The sequence below is a fragment of the Leptospira wolbachii serovar Codice str. CDC genome (assembly GCF_000332515.2).
In the GTDB taxonomy this organism is placed as follows: domain Bacteria; phylum Spirochaetota; class Leptospiria; order Leptospirales; family Leptospiraceae; genus Leptospira_A; species Leptospira_A wolbachii.
Map to the genome: position 1 here is coordinate 88297 of NZ_AOGZ02000013.1, position 25913 is coordinate 114209.

Annotated in this window: 24 protein-coding genes; 8 read left to right on the top strand and 16 right to left on the bottom strand. The window is 40.6% G+C overall.

The features are described 5' to 3' along the window. The first annotated feature begins 24 nt into the window (after positions 1–24). The 3 genes from LEP1GSC195_RS04495 to groL all read left to right on the top strand — a co-directional run bounded on the left by LEP1GSC195_RS04495 (position 25) and on the right by groL (position 3705). Positions 25–1608, top strand: coding sequence for a helicase HerA-like domain-containing protein (locus LEP1GSC195_RS04495; RefSeq protein ID WP_015680288.1), 1584 nt, complete (start codon positions 25–27; stop codon positions 1606–1608). Between the two features lie 137 nt (positions 1609–1745). Further along, positions 1746–2036, top strand: coding sequence for a co-chaperone GroES (gene groES, locus LEP1GSC195_RS04500; protein WP_002975196.1), 291 nt, complete (start codon positions 1746–1748; stop codon positions 2034–2036). Between the two features lie 22 nt (positions 2037–2058). Continuing rightward, positions 2059–3705, top strand: a complete 1647-nt coding sequence (gene groL / locus LEP1GSC195_RS04505; protein ID WP_015680327.1) for a chaperonin GroEL — start codon at positions 2059–2061, stop codon at positions 3703–3705. A gap of 87 nt (positions 3706–3792) precedes the next feature. Here the strand turns inward: groL and LEP1GSC195_RS04510 are convergent, their stop codons facing one another. Genes LEP1GSC195_RS04510 through LEP1GSC195_RS04535 form a run of 6 tightly spaced genes read right to left on the bottom strand, consistent with a single transcriptional unit; the run spans position 3793 to position 9039 of the window. Next, positions 3793–5715: a PP2C family protein-serine/threonine phosphatase gene (locus LEP1GSC195_RS04510; protein WP_015680446.1), complete on the bottom strand. Its 1923-nt coding sequence runs from the start codon at positions 5713–5715 to the stop codon at positions 3793–3795. Then, complete coding sequence (locus LEP1GSC195_RS04515) at positions 5697–6083, bottom strand: peptide chain release factor family protein (protein WP_015680416.1); 387 nt, start codon at positions 6081–6083, stop codon at positions 5697–5699. The genes LEP1GSC195_RS04510 and LEP1GSC195_RS04515 overlap by 19 nt, the downstream gene beginning before the upstream one ends. 49 nt (positions 6084–6132) lie before the next feature. After that, positions 6133–6825: a hypothetical protein gene (locus tag LEP1GSC195_RS04520; protein WP_015680292.1), complete on the bottom strand. Its 693-nt coding sequence runs from the start codon at positions 6823–6825 to the stop codon at positions 6133–6135. Between the two features lie 47 nt (positions 6826–6872). After that, positions 6873–7925: an Mrp/NBP35 family ATP-binding protein gene (locus LEP1GSC195_RS04525; protein ID WP_015680370.1), complete on the bottom strand. Its 1053-nt coding sequence runs from the start codon at positions 7923–7925 to the stop codon at positions 6873–6875. Between the two features lie 11 nt (positions 7926–7936). Continuing rightward, positions 7937–8800, bottom strand: a complete 864-nt coding sequence (locus tag LEP1GSC195_RS04530) for a metallophosphoesterase family protein (RefSeq protein ID WP_015680266.1) — start codon at positions 8798–8800, stop codon at positions 7937–7939. Further along, complete coding sequence (locus LEP1GSC195_RS04535; RefSeq protein WP_015680463.1) at positions 8797–9039, bottom strand: biotin/lipoyl-containing protein; 243 nt, start codon at positions 9037–9039, stop codon at positions 8797–8799. The genes LEP1GSC195_RS04530 and LEP1GSC195_RS04535 overlap by 4 nt, the downstream gene beginning before the upstream one ends. Positions 9040–9126: 87 nt before the next feature. On the opposite strand from LEP1GSC195_RS04535, the gene LEP1GSC195_RS04540 reads away from it, so the two are divergent. Both LEP1GSC195_RS04540 and LEP1GSC195_RS04545 read left to right on the top strand, forming a co-directional pair. Beyond that, positions 9127–9963: a hypothetical protein gene (locus LEP1GSC195_RS04540; RefSeq protein ID WP_015680363.1), complete on the top strand. Its 837-nt coding sequence runs from the start codon at positions 9127–9129 to the stop codon at positions 9961–9963. A gap of 14 nt (positions 9964–9977) precedes the next feature. Further along, positions 9978–11828 (top strand): chorismate-binding protein, encoded by a 1851-nt coding sequence (locus tag LEP1GSC195_RS04545; RefSeq protein WP_015680459.1) that lies wholly within the window; start codon positions 9978–9980, stop codon positions 11826–11828. A 48-nt stretch (positions 11829–11876) separates the two neighbouring features. On the opposite strand, the gene hslU is transcribed toward LEP1GSC195_RS04545, so the two are convergent. Genes hslU through xerD form a run of 4 tightly spaced genes read right to left on the bottom strand, consistent with a single transcriptional unit; the run spans position 11877 to position 15213 of the window. After that, positions 11877–13292 (bottom strand): ATP-dependent protease ATPase subunit HslU, encoded by a 1416-nt coding sequence (gene hslU, locus LEP1GSC195_RS04550; RefSeq protein ID WP_015680476.1) that lies wholly within the window; start codon positions 13290–13292, stop codon positions 11877–11879. 1 nt (position 13293) lies between these two features. Further along, complete coding sequence (hslV, locus tag LEP1GSC195_RS04555) at positions 13294–13827, bottom strand: ATP-dependent protease subunit HslV (protein WP_015680436.1); 534 nt, start codon at positions 13825–13827, stop codon at positions 13294–13296. A 46-nt stretch (positions 13828–13873) separates the two neighbouring features. Continuing rightward, the gene (locus LEP1GSC195_RS04560; protein WP_015680493.1) at positions 13874–14305 is read right to left on the bottom strand and encodes an ATP-binding protein; all 432 of its coding nucleotides are present in this window, start codon (positions 14303–14305) and stop codon (positions 13874–13876) included. Beyond that, entirely contained in the window at positions 14305–15213 is a 909-nt protein-coding gene (gene xerD / locus LEP1GSC195_RS04565; RefSeq protein ID WP_015680374.1) for a site-specific tyrosine recombinase XerD, read from the bottom strand. The genes LEP1GSC195_RS04560 and xerD overlap by 1 nt, the downstream gene beginning before the upstream one ends. Positions 15214–15310: 97 nt before the next feature. Here xerD and LEP1GSC195_RS04570 point away from each other — a divergent pair, with 97 nt between their 5' ends. After that, complete coding sequence (locus LEP1GSC195_RS04570) at positions 15311–15832, top strand: tetratricopeptide repeat protein (RefSeq protein WP_002980115.1); 522 nt, start codon at positions 15311–15313, stop codon at positions 15830–15832. 61 nt (positions 15833–15893) lie between these two features. After that, entirely contained in the window at positions 15894–16835 is a 942-nt protein-coding gene (gene trxB / locus LEP1GSC195_RS04575) for a thioredoxin-disulfide reductase (protein WP_015680258.1), read from the top strand. On the opposite strand, the gene LEP1GSC195_RS04580 is transcribed toward trxB, so the two are convergent. From LEP1GSC195_RS04580 to ilvB, 3 genes are all read right to left on the bottom strand, one after another. Next, positions 16832–18583, bottom strand: coding sequence for a peptidase MA (locus tag LEP1GSC195_RS04580; RefSeq protein WP_015680481.1), 1752 nt, complete (start codon positions 18581–18583; stop codon positions 16832–16834). The genes trxB and LEP1GSC195_RS04580 overlap by 4 nt on opposite strands. 66 nt (positions 18584–18649) lie before the next feature. Continuing rightward, positions 18650–19138, bottom strand: coding sequence for an acetolactate synthase small subunit (ilvN, locus tag LEP1GSC195_RS04585; protein WP_015680466.1), 489 nt, complete (start codon positions 19136–19138; stop codon positions 18650–18652). Then, entirely contained in the window at positions 19135–20841 is a 1707-nt protein-coding gene (gene ilvB / locus LEP1GSC195_RS04590) for a biosynthetic-type acetolactate synthase large subunit (protein WP_040506359.1), read from the bottom strand. The genes ilvN and ilvB overlap by 4 nt, the downstream gene beginning before the upstream one ends. 111 nt (positions 20842–20952) lie before the next feature. Between ilvB and LEP1GSC195_RS04595 the strand changes: the two genes are divergently transcribed. Further along, entirely contained in the window at positions 20953–22059 is a 1107-nt protein-coding gene (locus LEP1GSC195_RS04595; protein WP_015680360.1) for a tetratricopeptide repeat protein, read from the top strand. Between the two features lie 108 nt (positions 22060–22167). Here the strand turns inward: LEP1GSC195_RS04595 and LEP1GSC195_RS04600 are convergent, their stop codons facing one another. The 3 genes from LEP1GSC195_RS04600 to LEP1GSC195_RS04610 form a co-directional block, all read right to left on the bottom strand. After that, on the bottom strand, positions 22168–22755 hold the full coding sequence (locus LEP1GSC195_RS04600; protein ID WP_015680440.1) for a hypothetical protein: 588 nt from the start codon (positions 22753–22755) through the stop codon (positions 22168–22170). Between the two features lie 159 nt (positions 22756–22914). Then, complete coding sequence (locus LEP1GSC195_RS04605) at positions 22915–24102, bottom strand: MFS transporter (protein WP_015680423.1); 1188 nt, start codon at positions 24100–24102, stop codon at positions 22915–22917. A gap of 19 nt (positions 24103–24121) precedes the next feature. Next, positions 24122–25789, bottom strand: a complete 1668-nt coding sequence (locus LEP1GSC195_RS04610; protein WP_015680344.1) for a P83/100 family protein — start codon at positions 25787–25789, stop codon at positions 24122–24124. Positions 25790–25913 lie beyond the last annotated feature (124 nt).

Consider the following 25913-nt stretch of genomic DNA (forward strand, 5'->3'; position numbering starts at 1 on the left):
AGTAGAGGATCTAAGGGGACGCCAATGGCCAAAAAATCAGACGCATTTGTTTCGAAAATCAACGAGGGATACCCAACCAAAGGATCTTTGTATCTAGGTTCTGGAATCTTCGATGGAGAAACACATAAGGAAGCCACAGTTTCCATTCCCCTCTCTACTCTAAACCGACATGGCCTCATCGCCGGTGCCACGGGAACCGGTAAAACCAAAACCCTCCAACTCCTAACAGAGTCTTTATCCGAGGCAGGAGTTCCTGTGGTCCTTATGGACATTAAGGGAGACCTTTCGGGCCTAGCTGAACCTGGGGAAGAAAATGATAAAATCAAAGAACGAACCAAGGCTCTCGGAATCGATTGGAAACCCTCCTCTTATCCCGTGGAATTTTTGTCCCTATCTCAAGAACCAGGAGTGCGCCTTCGTGCGACCATTGCCGAATTTGGGCCAGTGCTTATCTCACGCATTTTGGAATTGAATGATACACAAGGCAGTGTCGTGTCTCTTGTTTTTAAATACTGTGATGATTTGGGCCTTCCGATTTTAGATACAAAAGATTTTAAAAAAGCCCTCCAATACATCAATGATGCCGGTAAAGAAGAATTGGAAAAAGAATACGGGACGGTTTCTTCGCAAAGTATCTCCATTATTTTACGAAAACTCATCGAACTGGAAGGCCAAGGAGGAGAAGATTTTTTTGGAGAACCTTCCTTTGATGTGAATGATCTTTTACAAACAGAATCCAAAAAAGCAAAAATCTCTGTCATTCGTCTGACCGATATCCAAACCAAACCTCGCCTCTTCTCTACCTTTATGTTGTCTCTTCTCACGGAAATTTATGCAAGTTTTCCCGAAGAAGGCGATTTAGAAAAACCGAAACTTGTTTTATTCATTGATGAAGCGCATTTGGTTTTTGATGAAGCTTCGAGTGATCTACTCAAACAATTGGAAACCATGGTGCGTCTCATCCGTTCCAAAGGTGTGGGAATTATTTTTTGTACACAATCTCCCACAGACCTACCCAAAGAAATTTTGGGCCAACTGGGTCTCAAAGTCCAACATGCACTTCGCGCCTTTACAGCGAACGACCGCAAGGCGATCAAAACGGCTTCTGAAAATTATCCCGAAACAGAATTTTATGATACCAAAGAAGTGATCACCGAACTGGGAATTGGCGAGGCCTTCATTACAGCTCTCAGCCCCAAAGGAAGCCCCACTCCTCTCGTTCGCACTTTGCTTGCCCCACCAGCTTCGCGGATGGGAATTTTAAACCCGGACGAACTGGACGCAAAAATTAAAAAATCAGATTTGGTGAAAAAATACCAGACCACTCTCGACCGAGAAAGCGCCCACGAAATGCTTTCTAAAAAAATGGAAACCATAGCTGACGAAACCGAAGCCGCCGAAGAAGAGAGTGGCGAAAAAAGAACCAAATCCAAACGGGCCAAGGAAAAGGAAGACCCCAGTTTTGTGGAAACGCTCTCTAAAAATCCGCTAGCACGGGAAGTCGGCCGCACTGTAGCCAAAGAGGTCACCCGAGGACTTCTAGGAATGCTTGGGGTGACGCCAAAACGGGGTTCGAAACGGAAGAAAACAGGGCTTTTCGGGTTCTAACCCTCTTTTAGCACTCTTTGCTTGAAAGTGCTTGACAAATCCATAGCCGAATTCTTTCATGGGAATCAGGTTTAGCACTCTTTTCGAAATGGTGCTAAACCTGAAATGATTAGCAGATTGCATACAAGGAGTTACTCATGGCATCAATCAAACCTTTAGGCGACCGAGTGGTCGTAGAGCCAAAGAATGAGTCGGAAGAAAAAATCGGATCCATCATCGTACCAGACACGGCAAAAGAAAAACCACAAGAAGGGAAAATCATCGCTGTCGGACAAGGACGTTACGAAGACGGAAAACTCATTCCTTTAGAAGTAAAGGTAGGAGATACAGTTCTTTACGGAAAATATTCCGGAACTGAAATCAAACAAGGCGGACGTGATTTACTGATCATCCGTGAAAGCGACATCCTCGGTGTTGTGACAAACTAATTATAAAAGGAAATAATCAATTATGGCTAAAACAATTGAATTTGATGAAACAGCACGTAGAAAACTTCTTAGCGGAGTCAATAAACTTGCTAACGCTGTAAAGGTAACTCTTGGACCAAAAGGTCGTAACGTAGTTATCGATAAAAAATTTGGAGCCCCTACGATCACTAAAGACGGTGTGACTGTTGCCAAAGAAATCGAATTAGAAGATGCAATCGAAAACATGGGCGCTCAAATGGTGAAGGAAGTTTCTACAAGAACTAACGACATCGCTGGAGACGGAACCACTACGGCAACCATCCTTGCACAAGCCATCATCAATGAAGGTTTGAAAAACGTAACTGCGGGTGCAAACCCAATGGCACTCAAACACGGAATTGACAAAGCAGTTGTAGTAGCTGTGGAAGAAATCAAAAAACACGCAATTAAAATCAATAGCAAAGCAGAATACGCAAACGTTGCGACGATCTCTGCAAACAATGATCCAGAAATCGGTAACCTAATTGCTCAAGCTTTTGACAAAGTTGGTAAAGAAGGTGTGATCACTGTTGATGAAGCAAAATCAATCGAAACAACACTTGATATCGTAGAAGGTATGCAATTTGATCGTGGATACATCTCACCTTACATGGTGACTGATCCAGAAGCAATGGTCGCAACTTTTAACGATCCATTCATCTTAATTTACGACAAAAAAATTGCATCTATGAAAGACCTTCTTCCTGTGCTAGAAAAAATTGCACAAGCGGGACGACCATTGGTCATCATCGCAGAAGAAGTGGAAGGCGAAGCTCTTGCAACTATCGTGGTCAACACTCTTCGTAAAACCATTCAGTGTGTGGCTGTGAAAGCTCCTGGATTTGGTGATAGAAGAAAAGCAATGTTAGAAGACATCGCTGTTCTCACTGCTGGCCAAGTGATTTCTGAAGACCTCGGAATGAAATTGGAAAACGCAGAAGTGAAGATGCTCGGTCGCGCGAAAAAAGTGGTAGTGGACAAAGAAAACACAACTATCATCGAAGGTGCTGGTGCTTCTAAAGACATCCAAGGCCGCGTAAACCAAATCAAAAAACAAATCGAAGATACTACATCTGATTACGATCGTGAAAAACTCCAAGAACGCCTTGCAAAACTTGCTGGTGGTGTTGCTGTCATTCACGTGGGTGCTGCTACTGAAGTAGAAATGAAAGAGAAAAAAGCTCGTGTAGAAGATGCACTTTCGGCAACTCGCGCTGCAGTAGAAGAAGGAATCGTACCTGGTGGTGGACTTACACTACTTCGTGCACAAGATGCAGTGAGAGCACTCAAACTAGTTGGTGACGAACAAACTGGTGTGAACATCATCTTACGTGCATTAGAAGAGCCAATACGTATGATCACTGCGAATGCAGGTCTTGAAGGATCTGTGATTGTAGAACAAGCTCGTGCCAAAAAAGGAAACGAAGGATTCAATGCACTAACTATGGTTTGGGAAGACCTAATCAAAGCAGGTGTTGTTGACCCAGCAAAAGTGGTTCGTTCTGCTCTTCAAAACGCAGCTTCCATTGGAGCAATGATCCTCACTACCGAAGTAACCATTACTGACAAACCAGAATCGAAAGACTCAGGTGCTGGAATGGCCGGTATGGGAGGAATGGGTGGTATGGGAGGAATGGGCGGCATGATGTAAATCATTCGCACGTTTGTCTCTTAGCGATAAGATTGTTTATCTCTCTTATCGCACACCAAAGCCTTGGAGTCACATCCAAGGCTTTTTTTATGTCTTCACTTGCAGATGAATAATGGTGACATCATCATGTGGCGAGCCGGAGAGTCCGGTGAAGTAATGAAAGTCCTCAAGAATGTTTGTCATAGGATCTATCGATTGTTTGGCGATCATTTCTAAAAAAGATTTGGCCAAACGTTTTTCGCCGTATTCCAAACGATCTGCATTTGCCTCTTCTGTCAGTCCATCGGTATAAAATAGAAAATGATCTCCTGGTTGAAAAGCGTATTCCTCTTCTGCATAAGTGAGTCCCGAAAGAATGCCCAAAGGTTTTCCTTTCGGTTTAATTTCTACTAGTTCCTTAGAGACTGCTTTCCAATGGAAAAAAGACGGATGGCCCGCACTCGATACCATAAATTTCGACGATTCCAAATCGATATGAAAGTAAGTGGCTGTCGTGAACCGACCAAATGATTTTTTTACCAAATCTTCATTCATGGCAGAAAGTAAAAATGATGGGTTCGACCAATGTTTGTAGTGTTGAAAAAAAGCAAACTTGGAAAGAGAGGCGATGATAGAGGCTCCCAGGCCATGGCCCACTACGTCGGCGATAAGGATTCCAAATTTTTTTCCACCTAATGCCTGAAAGTCGTAAAAATCTCCCCCCACTTCATGGGAGGGTTGATAATAGACACTGATATTCATTTGTTCCCATCGAGGCGGAGACGGGGGAAGGATGGCATTTTGAATTCTTGCGGCAGTGACAATTTCTTTTTGTAAAGTCCCATACTTCACTTCGGAAATACGAAAAAGATTTTCACCATAAAGAGTGAGACAAACTACAAAGATAAAAAATCCCCAATGAGAGGATCTAGGAACCGAGTCCAAAATTCCCAGAGAGGAAAGAATATCATGTGCGTTCAGAATAAAAAGTGCGGAGGCACCAATCACAAGTAAAATAGCCTTTGGTTTTTTTGCGACCATCTGACCCCAAGCAACAATGATTTGGATGACAAGTGTTGGCAAACACAACCAAATGAATGTTAAAATAGCAACAGACATCGAAATGGTTTCTGAAAATGCAAGGGTCAAAATGATAATGGAAAACAAAACATGGAACTGCCACATCATACGAATGACATTCCAACGACCAGACCCAACCAACTGATCAAAAAAATACAAACAACTAATGGGAATTAAAAACAAAGTAAAAATAAAAATAATAAAACTAGGAAGGATGGTATCATAATAAAAAAGTCCAAAAAAACCTGATTGAGACAAGAAGTGAATTCCTGAAATGGAAGAAAACCAGGTAAAAGCAAGGAGTGGTTTTTTCTTTCTTCTTTCAAAAAGATAAAAGGAAAAAAGTCCCAATATCAAAAAGAAAAATCCCAGGGAAGCGAAAGATTGGCTTCTATTCGCAATGGCCTTATGATGGTCCGTTGGATCACCATAAAGAGGTGGTTCGGAAAAACCAAGGGGAAGGATCCCCTCTGAAAAAAATACAATGTAAATATAACTTCCCAAACATTCATCGGGCAATTGCATAATCGGAATAAAATTCCGATTATATGTAACTACTCGTAGAGTGGAAAGATCAGAATTCGTGGAAAGAAAGAACTCCGATTGTAATTTGGTTTCTCCGCAATAAACATCAAAAAAAGTAACAAGCCCGCGAAAAAGCAGGGATGGTTTTCGATACCCTAAGGAATCACGAAACCGAATCCTTGCCGACAAATATTTGTGCATTGGTTTTTCTAAACTCACATAAGGAATAGAATAAGGTTGGTATTCTAAAGACAGGTCTTCGATGGCAGGTTGGAAATAAGCCAACTCCTCTTCTGTGAGGAATCGGTATTCCCAACCCTTGGACCATTTCACGGATTTGTACGGAAGCAGGGAATCAAAACAAGAGGCAAAACAAAACAGAGGTAAGAGGACGATGAAGATATGTTTTACATAGGCTCGTTCCATTCCGGTTTTTCTTTCTCCAATCTCTTCTTCAAAGATTTACGATGTTTGTCCTGTTTCTTCTTTCGCAGTTTCTTTAAAGTGGCATCAGTATTTGCTGGGTTTAATTCCCTTTCTAATTCTAAACACAACAAGTCTCTCGCCTTATAACGATTGAGTCCTTGTGTCCGATACACAGAACATTTGATTTGTTTCCCCGAAGGTTTATGAACCAAATGCACTGCCGTAGAAACCTTATTTACATTTTGTCCGCCTTTTCCGCCGGACTTCACGAATCGTTCGGTAAGATCTACTTCAGAAATTCCTAGTACTTCCATCCGTCTCTGTAGCGAATGATTCTTTTCAACAGAAACAGGAAAGGTTAAGGGCATTTGAAGATAGACTTTAGATAGAATTGGTCAAGAAATTTTTTTCCTAAACTTAATGAGTGGATGCTTCGATTTCTAAAATACGTTTTCTTAGATCAGAAGCTGTTTCATAATTTTCGATTTGAATGGCATTGAACTTTTGGATGTACAATCCGATGAGTTCATCTCCCATCTTTCCTGGAACAGAGAGGGCTTTTTTAAAATTATCAATGTCTAGTGTAGGATGATTGTTGTGGAAGTAGTCCACAATTCGTTCCATTTTGAGTCTTGTGGCTTCCCGAGCAATTCCAGAAGTATTTCGAAATTCCAAGGAAAGACTCGCCAATGTTTCTAATGGTTCGCTCACTTGTTCTAAATGTTCTGTTAGGCTTGTGGTTTGAGTTTTCTTTTCTTTGACCTTACAAAATTCCACATAACGCATTACCATCGAGTTGAACTGCTCCATCCTTTCTTGGATGTACTGGTTTGCCGAGTCTTTGTTCTCTGGCATTTGAAAGTCTGGTAGTTGTACTACATCATAGAGATGGATATTGTCAGAAAGGATCTTCATTAGCTCTTCTTTGGATGGAAGAGCCACTGGAGGAAAGGTGACTACTGGGTAGTTATCCCCAATTTTTAAGAAACTAACCACCACATTGGAGGCTATGATTTTGCCACCGGGCGCAATCGGGTTTTCGCCGAATACGTGGCAGTAAGCGATTAAGTTACCGGTAGGATTGGGTTTGGAACCGCGTTCAAAATTCATAGTGTATCCTTTAGACTAAGAAAAAGCTCATAAGAAACAAGTGATTTTTAATCTTCCCACTGACTGATTTGGTCTTCTAAATTTTTTGCAATGCGAAAATAGGCTTCTTTTAGAGGAGACTCACCCAGGTCAAGTAAAGCAGGTTTTCCTGTCTCCCCCGAACTCATCATATCCAAAGTGAGTGGAACCGATCCCAGTTCCGGAACCCCCACCTGTTTGGAGAGTTTTTCCCCTCCCCCTTTGGAGAAAACATCTGTTACATGACCACATTTGGGGCAGGCAAACCCAGACATATTTTCAACAATCCCAAGAATAGGTACTTTTACTTGTTTGAACATGGCCGCGGCCCTACCCGCATCAAGGACTGCCACTTCTTGCGGAGTTGTCACAATCACAGCCCCATCCAAGTCAATGAGCTGGGCTAACGAAAGTTGGACATCTCCCGTGCCAGGAGGTAAGTCAATGAAAAGATAGTCTAACTCTCCCCAAACAACATCGTATAAGAACTGTTCAATGGCCTTTCCAAGCATGGGTCCTCGCCAAACTACGGGTTGGTCTTCTGATACCAAAAAAGAAAAAGAGATCAGTTTGATTCCATGTTTTTCGATCGGATAAATTTTATCTTCTTCGGACTTTAATGCCACACGACCATTAATTCCAAACATCTTTCCGAGAGAAGGCCCGTAGATATCGGCATCAAGGATTCCCACCTTCTTTCCGTTACGTGCGAGTGTGGCGGCAAGGTTGGCAGTCACAGTAGACTTACCTACACCACCCTTTCCAGATCCAACTGCGATCACTTTCTTCACACCAAAAATTCGGTTCCCATCTTCCATCTTTAGGTTTTGGTCGATCTCAAATTTGATTTTGACCTTCCCTGCACCTTCGATTTTGGAAATGAGCTGTCTTGTTTGTGCTTCCAGTCCAATTTGTAATCGTCTATCGGCGTTGGGAGTTTTGATTAAAATTTCAATTCCATCATCTGTGGGAGTGACTGCAGCAACCATTCCCAAACTCACGATGTCTTTTTTTAACTCAGGATGTTTCACCTGCATAAGTTGTCTTTGGATGCTTGTTAGATCTACTTTTGAATTTGCCATGGTTTGTCCTTTTAGATGACCCCTTCCGACTCTTCATAAAAAATCGGATTCGTCTCGATGAATTTGTCTTCTGAATAAATAAAACGACGGTATTGGATAGAGTTTTCTATCTCAATCAGATGAAATCCACATTCATGATTTCTGTCGGAAAGCCTTGTGCTGGATGCGGAATTCACAATCGCAAAAGGTGCACTGGGCCCTGGAAGTTTAACCCAGTTGGTATGGGTATGTCCGTGTAAGTATAGTAGAGGCGGATTGGATTTTAACTTTTCTACCACTTCGCCTCGGTTTGTCATCCTATGTGCTTTGGATTCAATTTCGCTTGTAGGATTCCATAAAGGATGATGACAAACAAGGACATAAGGTTCTTTGACTAAACTCAAAGTTTTTTGGATGACCTCTTGCCCAACATATCCATTGGCAGTGATCCTTGGGATGGCAAAATTGGAATCCCATCCAATAAAAAGTTTTCCACCAATTTTTTTAGAACGTATATAGAGTTTTGGATCAAGAGAGTTCCCAAGCCACTCCCCAAATGTTTTTTCAAACAAAGGGTTGGGTCCAATTGCCCTCTTTTGGTAACGATCATGGTTACCGGGAATGATGAATGTTTTGCTTGTGAGTAAGGGGCTTAAAATTTCCCTAGCATTTTCAAATTCACTAGGATGTGATACATTTGTCAAATCACCAGAAATTACAAGAGCATCATATTCTAATTTACTAATGGCCTCAACCAATGCAGAAACCAATACAAGTGGGTGTTTTGATTTACGTCTCAACCTATAGCTGAGATAACCGACAATTGCCTTTCCGCGAAGAGAAAACAAAGAAAGTTTCTTCGGAAAATGTAAGTCGGAAATATGTAGGATTTTCATTCGTTAATATCCATGATTCCGAGGATATCTCCTTTTTTCACTACCGATCCTTCTTCCATTATGATTTTTTTTAAGGTCCCAGCATAGGGAGATTCCACGGGAAAAGCCGCTTTATCCGTTACAAGTTCGATCAATTCGTCCCCAACAGTAACGGAATCACCCACGTTTCGAAGCCAACGAACTAATTCGATCTTTTCTGTATCACCCAAATCAGGAGTTTTTAAAAGGAATTCTTTCATGGACACAATCCTTTGTCACGGAAATGAAAACTGGTTTACAAAACCATGTTTTCCCGTTTTTTTAACATAAAAGTTTAGCGAAGCTCAATGGGAAACGAGAAAATCAAATACAAAGGCACGGAAATCATCGAAAACTTGGACCAATTGATTCAAAAGGACTATTTCCATTTTGAACTAAAGGGACTCACCAAGTCAACACGAGATATAGTCAATGAAGTAGTTCAAGGGATCTTAAACCGCGTTGGGGCAAACCCGCTGACTTCATTTCATTTGTTTAGCGGTCTTATGGAAGCCCTCTTAAATGCTGTAAAAGCAAACACACGTTTTGTGATCTTTCAAGATGAACTTTTGAATAAACTCACATCACAGGGGCAAACTCCAGAAGAAGAAGCAGAAGAATTACTCGACATTATTTTAGAAACGGAACCACTACGGGATGCAATGCAACGTTACATTGTGCCGAATAAAATTAAAAAAGTGGTCCAAAAAATTCTAACTTTATCTGACAAAAAAAGATCAAAAAAACACAACCTCTCTATCGATGAAAAAGAATTTTTAACCATCGTTAAAGAAAAGGTAAAAAAGTATGATCTTAAAATTTCAATGAAAATTGAAATTAGGCCCGCATCTGTTTATATTCGAATCAGAAACGACTCTCCTATTATGGGAATGGATTTAAATCGGATTCGTAAAAGTAGAGAAAGACACGCAGAACTTGCCAAACAAGGAAACTCCGCAGAATTTTTTAGACCAGACTTTTTGGATGAAAAAGAAAGTGCAGGGTTTGGGATTGCGATGATTGATGAAGGTTTTTATAATTTAGGCCTTGATCCATTGGATTGTTTTGATATCCAAACTAGTAAAAAAACAACTACGGTTTACCTCAACTATCCGTTAGAGGCTCTCCAAAAGATGGAGTTTTGATACAGGCAGTTCCAATGACTTGGGAATCTTTCGAAGAAGAATACCGGAAAACCGGTGGCCTTCTTTTTGAAGATTCCCTCACCTGCCCAGGTTACACTATTTGCGATTGGTACTTCGATTTAAAAGAAGAAGTTCAAATCACTTATTCCAATCAAAAACCCATTGCAGAAATAATCACAAACAGCTTACTCAAGTTAGATGATTATAGAAAAGAAGGATATTACCCTTGTGGGGTTTTTTATTTCGAACTTGGGTTTTTCTTTATTGAAGGAATGGATCTCAAATCCGCTGAACTGGCCGAAGGGACTCCCCTCCTCCAGTATTCCATCTTCAAAGGAAAAAAAAGAATCCAATACCCAAATCCATCGCTAGGCGAACTGAAAAGTACCAATCTAAAAAAATGGGATGTCTTATGGGATAAGACAATTTATAAAGAGAGATTTGAAAAAACAAAAGATGCACTCCTACTCGGGGAAAGTTATGAATTGAATCTTTGTTTTCCTGTATCTCTATCGATCGAAGGAGATTTGTTTTTATACTACCAATCCTTAAAAAGAAAACAAAAAACAAAATACTCGGCGTTCTTTCCCTTTCCAGATTCCCGAATCCTTTCCTTTTCACCGGAACTTTTTTTTGAAGTGAAGGGAGACGAGATCCAAACGGAACCGATGAAAGGAACCATCCTTCGTGGGAATACAGCAAAAGAGGACGAAAAAAACAAATCCATTCTTCAATCCTCTGCCAAAGAAAGAGCAGAGAATGTAATGATTACTGATCTCTACCGAAATGATTTGGGCAGGATCGCCAAACAAGGAACAGTGCAAGTAACAGATCTTTTTTTGGTGAAAGGCCTTGCAACAGTTTGGCAAATGGTTTCCAAAGTCGAAGCAAAACTAAAGGAACCTTTTACTTGGCTTTCCATTCTAAAAGCATTATTCCCTTCCGGATCGGTGATTGGTGCACCTAAACGCAGATCCTTCGAACTTTTAAGAAGTTTAGAGGTTTATGATAGAGAACTGTATACTGGATCTTTATTCGTATCAGAAATGTTAGATGGGAAACCTTGGATTCGGTCTAGTGTAACCATCCGCACCATGAATTTAAAGAAAGAAGGAAACGTTTGGACAGGGTTTTATGGAGTGGGAAGTGGGGTCACTGTACTTTCAGAAGCAGAGGCAGAGTATGAAGAATGTCTTTCCAAATTAAAATTCATCACGAACCCCCACATTCCTCCATTTGAAATTTTAGAAACATTACGATTCCATAATGGACATTATTTCTTAAAAAAACTCCACCTGAAAAGAATGGAAGAAACTGCAAGCAGGCTCGGGTATCCGTTTGCAAAAGAAAACGCAGAAGCCACTTTAAAAATATTAGCCGATGTATCCAAAGGACTACTGCGTGTGCGTTTACTTCTGAATGAAAGAGGAGAATTTCGCGGTGAAACTTTCGCATTCACCAAACAGAAAAAACGACCCACCATTCGTCTTGGGTTTGCCAGCCAAGCCGTGAATTCCAAAGATTTATTTTTATATCACAAAACAACAAATCGAACCTATTACAATGAACAATTGGAAGATTGTAAAACCAAAGGAATGGATGATTGTATTTTGTTCGATACAAACGAACAAATTTTAGAAACCAATATTCGAAATCTTTTCCTACGTAAAGGAAAGGTTTGGATGACACCGAGTTTGGAAACAGGAGGCCTTCCTGGAGTTTTTCGAGAAGCTCTCATCAAAAAGGGTTGGGTCAGAGAAATGGTTCTCTATAAAGCAGACTTAGAAACCGCAGAGGAAATCCTATTGGGAAATTCTCTTCGCGGCTTCGAAAGAGTGGAATTCCTTTCCAATTCCAACCCATAAGAAAATCCTTAATCTTTATAGAGAAAGTTCCTTTCCACCTGGATTCGTTTATAAAATAAATCTGCTTAAGTCTTTGTCTTCAATGATTCCTTTGAGTTTAGAAGACACATAACTTTCGTTAATGACCACTTGCTTTTGGTCTTCCGGAAGGTCGGGTGCATCAAAACTTGTGTCTTCTAAAAGTTTTTCCATGATGGTATTGAGTCTTCTTGCCCCAATGTTTTCATTTTTTTCATTCATCTGAAACGCTAGTTTTGCGATTTCTGCAATCCCGTCAGTTGTGTATTCAATCTTTACTCCCTCTGTGGCAAGGAGTGCCTCGTATTGTTTGGTAAGTGAAGACTTAGGAGTCGTGAGGATTTTAATAAAATCAGATTCGGTGAGAGTTTCCAGTTCCACACGAATGGGGAATCGGCCTTGGAGTTCTGGAATTAAATCCGATGGTTTTGTCATATGGAAGGCACCGGCGGCAATAAACAAAATATGATCTGTTTTGATAGGACCAATTTTTGTATTCACAGTGGAACCTTCCACAATGGGTAGAAGGTCTCTTTGTACACCTTCCCGGGAAACATCGGCACCTTGTCTTCCTTCACGACCGGCAATTTTATCAATTTCGTCTAAAAAGATAATTCCCATTTCTTCCACACGTCTCACGGCTTCCGATTGAATTTTGTCTGTATCGATAAGTTTTTCTGCTTCCGATTCCGTAAGAAGTTTTTGGGCATCTGAGACTTTTACTTTTCGTTTGCCGGATTTTTTAGGCATCAAATCTCCAAGCAAACTCTGGAGTTGGTTGTCCATATCTTCCATATTACCAGCACCAAATACTTGCAACATAGGCATTCCTGTGGGAGCCGAAGGTTTTGGAATATCAATTTCGATTTCTTGTTCGCCAAGAATTCCTTTACGAAGTTTTTCTCGAAACTTTTCCCTGGACTCTTTGTAACTAACCTGTCTTTCTTTTTCTTCCTGATTTAGATCTTCTTCTTTTTTATGAAAGATGGGAGGTAAAATTGCATCGAGAACAATCTCTTCTGCTTTTTCTGCTGCCTTGTCTTTGACTCGATCGCGGAACTCTGCTTTGACTAAGTTGAGAGCACCCATAGCCAAATCACGAATCATAGATTCGACATCGCGACCCACATAACCCACTTCTGTATACTTTGTAGCCTCTACTTTTAAAAACGGAGCACCGCATAACTTTGACAGACGACGAGCAATTTCGGTTTTGCCCACGCCCGTTGGACCAATCATAATGATATTTTTTGGATAAATTTCTTCTCTAAGAGATTCGTCCAACTTACGTCGTCTAGAACGATTCCTTAAAGCCACAGCCACAGCTCGTTTCGCCTTGGTTTGTCCAATGATATGTTCATCCAATCGTTCTACAATTTGGCGAGGAGTTAACTCTTCAGCCGCGTTTTGACCGACAACTTCAGCAAGAATGGTTGGGTATGTCATTTTATAATTCCTCAATCACCAAATTATGGTTAGTATAAATACAAATATCTGCGGTGATTTGCATGGCTTTTGTAATGATTTCTTTTGGATCCATATCTGTATTTTGGACTAAGGCACGGGCAGCCGAAAGCGCAAAATTTCCCCCCGAACCAATCGCAAGCACTCCATCATCCGGCGAGATGACGTCCCCCGTTCCTGAAATTAAAAACGATTCGTTGGCATCACATACAATGAGCAGGGCTTCGAGTCTACGCAACATTCGATCCATCCTCCATTCACGAGCCAGTTCGACCGCTGCCCGAGAAACAGACCCACCATGTTCGATTAATTTTTTTTCAAATAGTTCAAAGAGAGTAAAAGCATCGGCGGCACTGCCGGCAAATCCAGCGATCACCTTACCGTTGTAAAGTCGTCGGACTTTTTTTGCGGTATGTTTCATCACAGTGCTTCCCATTGATACCTGACCGTCTCCTCCTACGGCAATTTTACCGTTTTTACGTACGGAGAGGATGGTCGTTGCATGAATTGTTTCCATACGGATAAAATTGCAAATCAGGGATGGTTGTCGAGAAAAATGGAGATTACTTTCTTTTGATTAGAACCATTTGGTTCCCGACTTCAAAAGATTGGTCTAAAAAATAATAGTCGGTGAGTTCTTTGATCATAAAAAGTCCAATCCCGTGTTCGCGGTAATCACTGAGATCAAAACTACGTAGGTCTTTGGGTTCTACTTTTTTTCCGTAGTCCCGGAGTTTAATTTCCACTCTGTCCTTATCAAATTGCAGCTCAACGAAGATAGGTTTGTCTGTTTGGCCAGAATAGGCGTGGCGGATGATATTAACGATTGCTTCGCCGATCACAAGCTTTAAGTCCATGGAATCGAATAGGGAAAATCCATGTTCTAAACAAAGATTAAAAAAGTAATTACGTGTGTGGGAAACGAAGCGGGGGTTGGATGGAATTTGGATACGGACTACTTTTGAGTAGTCCGTTTGTTTCTTTTGGTTCGACATTATCCTCTCGGATGGAATTTCTTATGAACTTCCTTCAGAGTTTTATTTGCCATGTGAGTATAAATCTGAGTCGTCGAAATATCGATATGACCCAAAAGTTCCTGAACCGATTTGAGATCCGCATGGTTCTCGAGAAGGTGTGTAGCAAATGAGTGGCGAAGTGTGTGTGGTGTTACTTTTTTCTTTATTTTTGTGCGTTTGATATAATGGTTTAAAAGACGCCATACCGACTTACGGTTGATATACGACCCTTTTTTTGAAACAAAAACAAATTCACAGGTTCTTTTTTTCAAAATTTCAGTGCGACTTTCCACAAGATATTTTTTCAAAATCTCCAAAGACTTTTCACCGAAAGGAACTAGGCGCTGCCTACCACCCTTTCCTTCCACAGTAATCGTCATGTTCTCCATATCGATGTCTGTCATCTTTAAATTACATGCTTCGGAGATACGAAGGCCAGAGGAGTAAAGAAGTTCAAAGATACATTTGTCACGAAGTTCGTACAAATTGTCCTCTTTGATATTTCGAAAGAGTTCTTCAATTTCGACTTGGGTGAGGTAATCCGGAATGGTTCTTGCCACTTCTGGAGTTTCAATTTTTTCGGTTGGATTGGAATCCAATCGTTTTTCATCCCGAAGGTATTTGTAAAATTGCCTAATGGCTACCACTTCTCTTGCGAGTGTTTTCGCAGAGATTTTACGTTCCCTTTCCCCTTCCAGAAAACGCATAATATCGTTTGCTTTTACTTCTAAGAAGTTGATATGTTCCTTTTCCAAAAAGATCGCAAACTTGTTGAGATCGTATCCGTAGGAATATATTGAATTATCGCTCAGTCCTTTTTCTACGGACAGGTATTCTTGGAATGTTTGTAAAAGCTGATTTTGAGAAACTGGCAATTTGGAACCCATCTTTACTCTCTTATGTTACTTAAAGGGTCGGACAAAAAGCTTAAAGAGACTTATTATTTTTTTTGCCACAAATGGCTATGTCAGGAAAAAAGGAGATGTGGTTCATAGAAACTCCCTCTTTTTTTTACTCATCCTTTCTTTACTGTTAGTCGTTAATTGCGGCCGAAAGGAAAGGTCCCTCTTCGAAGAAGGAAAAAAATGGGAAATGGTGGGAGAGAAAACAAAAGCCCTCTATTATTACGAACTTTCTCTCCGTGAGAACCCTGACTACGACCCAGTCCTGAAACGGATGGGACTGCTTCTCGCAGAGAGTAACCAATCCATTGCCACTGCTATCTTTTATTTGGAAAAGTATCACAAACAAAAAAAAGACGACACAGAGGTACAACGTGAACTCTTCCGGCTCTATCTTACCACAGGATACGAAAAAGAGGCATTGGAAATTTTGGAGGAAATCCGGTTCCAAGGGAAAAAAGAAACTTTGGAATTCTTTGAAACGACCTACCTTTGTCTTACCAGAGGGTTCAAACAGAAGGACTACCTACTGACTTTAGAAAAAAGCCCTCTTTCCGGGGACCCCTACTATGCACCTTGGGTCCGGGCTTGCGAAACAAAATAGATAGGAAACCCTGGAAATCCTGTCTAAACAATAAAGAACAAGATACAGATTAGGAGAAATTATGAACCATAAAGTTGTCATCATCGGATCGGGTCCCGCAGGACATACAGCGGCCATTTACGCAGCCAGAGCCAATTTAAACCCGGTGATGTATGAAGGATTTATGGCAGGGGGAGTGGCGGCAGGAGGACAACTCACCACCACAACGGAAGTGGAAAACTTCCCGGGATTCCCAGAAGGAATCGACGGAACCAAACTCACCCAACTTTTCCGGGAACAATCCGTAAAATACGGAACCACCATCCACACCCAAACCATCACCAAGGTGGATTTTTCCAAACGCCCTTTTACCATTTGGTCTGACGACGAAGAAATTAAAGCCGATTCCATCATCATTGCTACTGGTGCCACAGCCAAACGGATGCATGTCCCGGGGGAAGAAACCTTCTGGCAACGCGGGATCTCCGCCTGTGCCGTTTGTGATGGAGCCCTCCCCATCTACCGCAACAAGGCACTTGCCGTTGTGGGTGGTGGCGACTCCGCTGTGGAAGAAGCAAACCACCTGACTAAGTTTGCGTCCAAAGTGTACTTAGTGGTAAGACGTGACCAACTCCGTGCTTCTCAAATCATGCAAAAACGCGCCATGGAACATCCCAAAATTGAAATCCTTTGGAACCAAACGGTTGTGGAAGCTAAAGGTGGTACTACGGGCCTAAGTTCCATTGTGCTCGAAAGCACCCTCGACAAATCCAAAAAGGATCTGGAAGTGGGAGGACTCTTTTACGCAATTGGACATGTTCCCAACACAGAAGTTTTCCAAGGACAATTAGATCTGGATGAAACGGGTTATATCCTTACAAAACCAGGAACTACCAAAACGAATGTGGAAGGGGTTTTTGCGGCTGGAGATGTGCAGGACAAAGTGTACCGTCAAGCGATCACCGCAGCAGGTAGCGGTTGTATGGCGGCACTCGAAGCAGAACGTTGGTTAGAAGGTCACTAAGGAGTGACCGGCTTTCCGTCAGAATCCAAATAAGATTTTGATTCCAAATTGAAAAATATCACCGAATCTCCTTTCGGTGATATGTATTGTTTTTTTCCATCTTCCCACTCAATCAGTGTAAAGTTAGATCCTCTATAAAGAATTTGGTTTCCCGGAAATACATTGGCTTCCCATGTATCTCCATACCAACGATAATTCCCTTTTTTCCAAAGGTAAAAATAACTTCCACCAGGGCCTAAGAAGTCTCCCTCCAATTTGCTAGAAAAAGATTCTACTGCGGCCGGAAAGATTTTTTGCAAACTTGGTAATTGAGTATAAACCTTGATCTCTAAAGCGGATTCCGGAAGCGCAAAACCTTTTTCCAAAAAGGACTTGTACTCAGCTGGAAATTTTGAATTCATGACCGTATAACCAGCTAACTGGAGTTTCTTGCCATCTCGAAGGACAGAGTCTTTCTCTTTTTCAAACCGTGACAAACTGTCTTTCAAAATCTGATCTGGGGAAACTCCGGTAGCATTCTGCAAAGCAAGGGCCGGTGCCGTTCCTACACAGGTTTCTTTTTGGTAGGAAACAATGGCTTCTTTCCCATAGGTTTCATGGATATGTTTAACAAGAAGTGGCCCAATGGAATAAGGAAGCAAATCCTTATACTTTGCATCTAACAACGATTTAAAGGTTTTAGGAACTTTATTTTCACGAATCAACTTTTCTGCATCATTATAAATATGGAATTGTTTTCGTTCGTAAAATTTTGCTTCTACATAATTGGCAAGACCTTCTTCAAACCAAGGATCCAAAATATCGGCTTGGGGAATTTTGCCCGTTTCTGACTGAATTTTTAAACAAGAAATTTGTTCTAAATTATGAACCGCTTCATGGTAAAAAACTCCGAAATGGACACGCCGAAGTGCATCAGAATCAAATTCTAGATTTCCCGTGGCTTGCGGCATTTTTTCCCCACAACAAAGGCTAATGGAATCTCTTCCCCCGAACCCACCTTCTTCACTGCCTCCGGGAATGTCAGCCCCAATGTATTCTTTGATCCCTTCATATTTGTCGAATAACAATACAGGGATTTTTCCCCGATTCTCTAATTGAAACTCAGATTTCATATACTGAAGAAAAGGTTTCATTTTAAAGAAATCACCAAAAACGCGTAAGTACTCGGTCCACTGTTCGGAGCCATAAAATATATAGTTTCCTAATTCCAATTTTGGTTTCCCAAATTTGGTTTCATTCACGAGAAGATAATTCTCAAAATTCAGTGGCTTTTGGTGGATATAGTCGTATTCTTTTCTATGTGTTAACCAATACTTTGTAATTTTGGTTAAGTCAGGATAACTCCAAATAAGAGTCGGCAAACAACCATTACATGATGCAGGTGCGGAAATAAAACCAATCCCTGCTGGAAAATCGAGTTTAAATGTTCCATTCGCCCATTCCGTATACACACTTCCATCGGCTCTTTTCCACTGGTAATGGTTTTTAGCCCATTGGTAAACCTCACCACCATCCGGGCCATTGTAGTAACCAGGGGTTGGTTCTAAAAATCCCAACTTTAAGTCTTCTAGTTTTGGTTCTTGGAGTCTTTCTACAGAAAGATAAGAAGTGGGAGCCGTCTCCCCAAAGTCAAAATACAATACATCGGAACTTGGCCCACGTTTGAGAGGAACTGCGGCTCGTTCCGTTTCAGGATAGATAACGGTAGTTAGGAGAAAAAGGGATAATATGACTGGCTTGCGGATCATGGGGCAGAGATGAACTCACTTAAGGCCCCAATACTCTCCGGAGATTTAAGCTCTGTCAAGTGGATTCTAAACGGAGTTTTGGTTCCGATAGGCAATCGCAATTTGCCCCGTGCGAGAAATCTCACGAATTCCGAAAGGTTTAAGAACAGAAATAATATTCGTTACCTGTCTCGAATTTCCAGAAAACTCAATGAGAAGAGAATCTTCCGTCATTTCCAAAATTTTGACATCGAAGCCATTGCAGATAGTCAGTGCTTCACTCCGATTGTTTTCTGTAATGGAAAAAGAGATTAGCACGAGTTCCCTTTGAACAGAACTCGCATAGGCCATGTCTTGGACTCTCAGAACATCTGGCAATTTGAGAAGTTGGTTTTTGACTTGGCCGACGACAAAATCATCACCATTCAAAACGATTGTCATAGAAGAAACTTCCGTATTGTCAGTCACTCCCACAGCAATGGAATCGATATTGTATCCGCGACGAGTGAAAAGGCCAGAAACATGGCTCATCACACCGGGATGGTTATTGACTAAAATACTTAGAGTGTGTTTCATTTTTTAAATTTCCCCAAGTCTTTGAATTCGATTAGATCTTGTTGTGATTTTCCAGCAGGGATCATTGGGAATACTTTTTCTTCCGCAGGGATCATAACTTCTATAAGAGCCGATCCACTGTCTTTTAAGAAAAAATCCACGCCCTTTTCAATTTCCGATTTGTGTTCAATCTTCATTGCCGGAATTCCATACGCTTCGGCAAGTTTGACAAAGTTTGGATTGTAAGTCCATTGTGACTCGCTAAAACGTTCTTCATAAAATAGTTCCTGCCATTGACGAACCATTCCTAGAAAGTTATTATTGAATAATAAAATCTTAACACCTAACTTAGATTGTGCGATTGTGGCAAGTTCCTGGATACACATCTGAAAAGATCCGTCTCCAGTCACACAAATCACCGTTTTGTCTGGGTTTCCAAATTTTGCACCGATGGCTGCAGGAAGTCCATACCCCATAGTACCAAGCCCCCCCGAAGTTAACCAAGTATTAGGTCTATCAAATAGATAATACTGAGCCGCCCACATTTGGTGTTGGCCTACGTCCGTAGAAACTATGGCTTCCCCTTTAGTTTTGGCATACACTCTTTGTAGGAAGTCTTGTGGTTTGATGCTGTCTCCACTGTTATCAAAATCAAGTGGATGGTTTTTCTTTAAAGATTGTATGTTTTCTATCCAAGAAGTTCGGTCTCCCCCTTTGACAAAAGGAAGGATTTCGCGGATGGCATCTTTTAGATCTCCATGAAGGATATGATCTACATTGATTCGTTTGTTAAACTCTGCAGCATCAATGTCCACGTGAGCTCGGATTGCATTTGGCGCAAAGTCTTGGTATTTGGCAACACGGTCATCAAACCTGGCACCCAAATTTAAAATATAATCACATTCTAATACAGCTTTGTTGGCATAAGCGGTTCCATGCATTCCGAGCATTCCCACCGATAGTGGATGGGTTCCCGGGAAAGCACCAAGACCCATAAGAGTTGTGGTTACCGGTGCATTTGCTTTTTCTGCTAAAGCTTTGATTTCAGCAGAAGCAAAGGAATTGATGGCACCACCACCCACATAAAGTAACGGGCGTTTGGCTTGATTTAGAACCTCTGCAAATTCTTGCGGATCCCCTTTGACTTTTGGTCTTTCATAATGGTGAGGAGCAATTTTTAAAGCTGTCGCTTTTCTTACGGATGTTTTTTGCGTTTGTACATCTTTTGGAAAATCGAGTAGGACCAGACCTGGCCTTCCCCCCATGGCAATTTTGATCGCTTCTTCAAAATGACGAGCAAGGTCATCAGCCTTTTTGATAAGAGCATTGTACTTTGTAATGGGAATGGTGATTCCAAAAATATCGGCTTCTTGGAAAGCATCGGTTCCAATCGCATCTGTTGCAACTTGTCCTGTGATGGCAAGGATGGGAATAGAATCTAATTTGGCATCTGTGAGTCCTGTGATTAAATTAGTAGCACCAGGACCTGAAGTAGCAATACAAACGCCTAACTTGCCAGTAGAACGAGCATAACCTTCTGCCATGTGGACGGCACCTTGTTCATGACGAACAAGGATGTGTTTGATTTTTTTGCTATGATAGAGTTCGTCGTAGAATGGGAGGATGGCACCACCTGGGTATCCAAAGACAATCTCCACACCCGCTTCTTCCAATAATTCGACCATAAGTCGACCGCCTGTAATTGCTTCGGTTGTAGATGACATACATTCCCCCTCATTGTCATTTCTGCAAAAAAGAGCCTGTTGTCAATGTTCTCACGTTTTTAGGTCGATTTTTACTGTCTAAAAAAGAATGCTGAAAATTGGACCGAGGATATGGAAAACACAGATACTGAAAAGCCACAAGAAGATGAAAAGTTCACAAAAATAAAAGCCCTTGCAAAAGAGGCGTATCGTTTTCTTGATCAGGGTCGTTTTAAAGAAGCCAAGGAACGATTAGACATATTACTGGATGAGGATCCATCCAACACTTATGGACTTGTCGGTCTTGGTGACTATTATGCCAAAACCAAACAACCAGAACAAGCCATCCAATACTACCGGAAATGTTTGGCAGGTGATACAACCAATAAATTTTCTCTTATGGGACTCATGAATGCTTACAGAGATCTAAACAGTCTCAAACGTATTATCGAAGTTGCAGAAGAATTTCACCACATAACAATAACAGATGCAAGTATCCTATCTCGAGTGGCTGATGCCCATAGAAAACTAAAAAACTTCAAAGAATCTGAAGTGTATTATATGGAAGCTCTCCAAATCAATCCCAATGACCAATACGTAATTGTTGGACTTGGACATTTATACTTTGCTTGCCAAAGGTATGTGGATGCCATCCAGTGGTGGGAAAAATTACTTTCCAGCCAACCCAACAATATCAAAATCTTAACAGAGATTGGAAACAGTTACCGCAAAATTAAAGACTTCGATAAAGCCATTCTTTACTACGACCGTGCCAAAGAACTAGATCCAAAAAACTTCTTTGCTCTTTATGGACTCGCCGAATCTTATCGTGGTAAAAAAGATTTTAAAACTGCTATCACCTATTGGGAAAGAATTCTCGAATCTGACCCTGACAACAAACTCATCATCAATCGTTATGCAGACTCACTTCGAGGCCTTGGCAACTATGACAAAGCATTAGAATGTTTTAATAAAATTCTTGCTAGTGGTGACGATTACTTTGCCTTACTCGGGAAAGCGGCCGCCTTACGCCTCATTGGTGATTTGGAAAAAGCAGAAGAAATTTATTTAGGTCTTCTTTCCAAGTCCCCGAGTGACCCAAGACCAGCCCTGGAACTTTCTGACCTTTGGGACATTATGGGGAAAAAAACTGAAGCCATCAAACTTCTGGAAGATTTGGCAAAGAAAAATCCTTCCAATGAATCCATCCGAGAAAGGATCGAATATTTAAAGGATTAAAAACACAAACTTACAAAACTTCAATAGAGACAGAGCCCACCAACCAAATATTCAAAGAATTCTGACTTGATACGGTGGGTCGTTGCTACTTCACCTTTGAATGAGTTGCTATTTTAAAACACCTTTCGCATTTGCTTCAACTAATACTGAATTGATCAAATCCTTTTGGCATTGGTAAACCTCATTCGACAAAGATTTGAATGGGAAAACAAAAATTAGAGTTATGTGACTCCAGGTGGAAACAGAATCTCTTTTTTGAATTTTCGCGATTTCCTTTCCACTTTTATTCTTAAAAGTAGCTTCTACCACAAATTCGTCAGTAGCTGAGGAAGGGAATAAATATAAAGTCAAACCAGTAAGCATAGAAAGCCCTTGGCTAAATTGACCATTGTTTTGAATATTAATGTCAACAGACAGATCGGTCGATTTTTCATTATTTTTTACTGCAGAAAACAATGATGATGCAGTAAATTCTTCTTTCACTACGTTCGCCCAACTTCCAAGTGCATTTGCATTTTGCGGGACCGGTTCATTTGTATTCAATTTGACTTGTCCAGTTACGGCGAAGGAAATTGATTTTTTTGCTGCGTTTGTAGCTTCAATTTTTTGGTATTCAACATTCCCTTCCCGGAATGTAGCACATGATAATGCCAATCCAAAACCAACTAACGATAGAAACTTAATAAAATTTTTCATAAACAAACAAATGTTCAAGAAAAGGGAAAAGCAAGTTTTTTTTTGAAAATTTATCTTTCTTACCAAACAAAAGTTTACTGACTGCTTGGTTTATGGATTCTTAAAAGTGCAGAGCACTTCCAATGAATCCATCCGAGAACGAATTGAATATTTAAAGGATTAAGGTTCCGAATCTTCGGCGACCTTTGTGACTAAAAAATATAAGGCAACCAAAACAGCAAAAAATCCAGTAACAATAAAAGTTACTGGAGCCCCAAAGAGAAACCATAACCAACCCGCAACAAAACTAGCGAAGAATGCACAAATACTTTGCAGCCCCGTATACATACCAATCGCTGTTGCTGTTTCATTGTTAGGAACGACATTACTGATCCAAGCTTTGGATATTCCTTCCGTTGCCGCAGCATAAAGGCCGTATAGGAAAAATGCCAGTAAAACTAGACCTGAACTTTGAACAATCCCCATCAGTAAATAAACAATGGCATAAATTCCAAGGCCAAACAAAAACATTTTTTTTAATCCAATTTTATCGGCAAAAATTCCAAGTGGATAAGAAAAACCAGCATAAACTAAATTATAGAAAATATATATCCCGATGACCAAATGATCTGCCAACCCGACATCTTTCGCTTTTAATATCAAAAACACATCCGAACTATTCCAAAAAGCAAACACGAGCAATCCAAAAACTAACTTTCTATAGTTGGGATTTGATTTTTTCCAATAGGAAAGAAAGGACGTAAGAGAGTTATTTTGATCTCTAAAATTTGTTTCCGTAGATTGTTTCGATTTCTCCTTTAAAAGAAAAGTGAACCCAATCGCAATGATACCCGGCAACAATGCCAAATAAAAAAGGAATATATAATCTTGGGGATAAAAATACAGATAAGCTAAGGCTAGACTTGGGCCAAGGACGGCTCCCAAAGTATCCATAGCCCGATGGAATCCAAACACCCGGGCCTTCGTTTTATTTGTGGCTTCAGAAGACAGAATGGCATCTCTTGCCCCCGTTCGAACTCCTTTTCCAATCCGATCCAAAATTCGAGAAACTAAAACAACGAAAGGGTTTTGCCCTAAGCTCAATAAAGGTTTAGAAATAGCACTTAAAGTATATCCAAATTTTACAAAGGGAACACGTTTACCAGTAACATCAGATAGGTGACCGAAATATCCTTTGCCATAACCGGCAACCACCTCGGCAATCCCTTCTAGGACCCCAATAAATAGGATCGAATATCCAATAGACTTGAGATAAATTGGGAGAACAGGATACAACATTTCGCTTGCGATGTCTGTAAAAAGACTCACAAGCGATAAAACCCAGACGGTTTTAGAAATGTATTTCAAAAAAGAAAATCCACCCTCCTTACGGAGCGATGGTTTTTAAGAGGCTTAAATCTTCTTTTTTAAAGACCTTAATGGTAGTTTTGTCACCTTCTTTCGGTTTGCCGGTCACATAAATTTTATCTCCAAAAAAAGTAAGTTCGGAGTTTTCTTCGACCGCTTCTTCTGTCCTTTTTTCAAAGGTTAGGTCCGACTTAAACCGTGCAACATGGTATTTGTCTTTTACCTTTTCAATCACGTAGATTTTGTCTTCCCGATTGATCATCGGTGTTCTCCAGAAAATATCAGCAGATTCACTTGTTTTTTTAACACCTAGTTTGTCTGGATCCAGTAACACTAGTTTGTGTTTGCGTGTTTCTACTTTTTCTCCGTCATAGCCAAGAACAAGAACTCCCTGGTTTGCAATTTCCTTAAATTCCTTAGAACAAATATTGTTGTAAGAACTTTTATAAAGAGCATCGTCTTTGGCAGGATCAATGGCCCAAAGTTCGTTTGAATAATGACCATCTGTATCGTATTTGATAAACTTCATAAAAAGAATTTTGTTGTTCACAACATTGTCACTTTGTTCTTCTTTTTTCTTCAGTTCCTCTTTGGTTTGAGCCAGTTCCGTTTTTAATTCTTCAACCTTAGCTTCTACCTTTTGGACAGTGTCTTCTTTTTTCGCAGTGTCACCGCCAGTACGAGCTTCTTCTTTTTTAGCGATTTGTTCTTCTTTTTTACTGAGCTCTTCTTTTTTGGCTTCTACAGCTTCAGATTTTTTATCAGTGTCTTTTTTCTCTTGTTCGATTTTTTTGATGTCTTCGGTTTTCTTTTCAATCTCTGCTTTGTTTTTCACAGGATCTTTTTTTAATTCATTGAGGTTTGCGACGGTTTCCGCTTCCTGTTTTTTCAGTGCGTCTTTTTTGTCTTGAAGTTGTTTTTGTTCGTCAGCCACTTCTTGTTTTTTATCTTGCAAAACCTTTTTTTCATCTTTCAGTTTATCGGTTTGCAACTTGTCCATCTTTTTGGCTTCGTCTTCCATCTTCTGTTTGGTGGCAGGATCTTTTTCTTTGTCCTTTACCGTTTTGTTGACGTCTTTTTCTAGCTCATCCGTTGTGAGATCTTTTCCACTATCCTTTAAAATATTCCCTTCGATCGGAATGATGATTTGTGTTTTACCCGGCCAATTTTTATAAACAGTATCGATTCCTAATTTGTCGGCTGATGTTGCAGAAGTGACTCCTTCTGTATATTTTTTGGTAAAAAACTTAGAATCTTTTCTATGAGTGGCATTGTAGTAAAGGATGTACTGAGCGAGTGTCTCCGCATTTCCCACTTTGTATTGGAAGGATTTTTCTATGTAGGAAGCGATGATCCTCGCAATGGAATTGACATGGTCAAAACTTTGAGTCTCCGAAAGAGAAAGGATGTCGGCACCGAGTTTTCCATCAGCTCCCGGAAGCACTCTTTGGATTTTGACTCCGTCCACAGTGGCCGTATTTTCTTTGGCCAAGGTTTCCGCGAGTTTACGACCAATTTCGGTATTTTCTTGAATCATGTCATCAGATGCCTTACGTAAGGAACGGTTGATGAATTCGATTTTTTTGGAACCCTTGATTTCGGACTCACCGAGAGGGGCTTTGGACTGTGCGGTCAAAGAAAGACCGACTACAAATAGGCAAATGATGATGGAACGAGAAATTCTCATTGTTTCCTCACGAAAATTGGGGTAAAGATGCCCACAAGATTAACAACCTTTCCGATTCTGCAAAGCAAGTTTTAGAATAAAAATCTATTTACCGGGGGGTGGATATTCAAAATTCTGTGGGAGG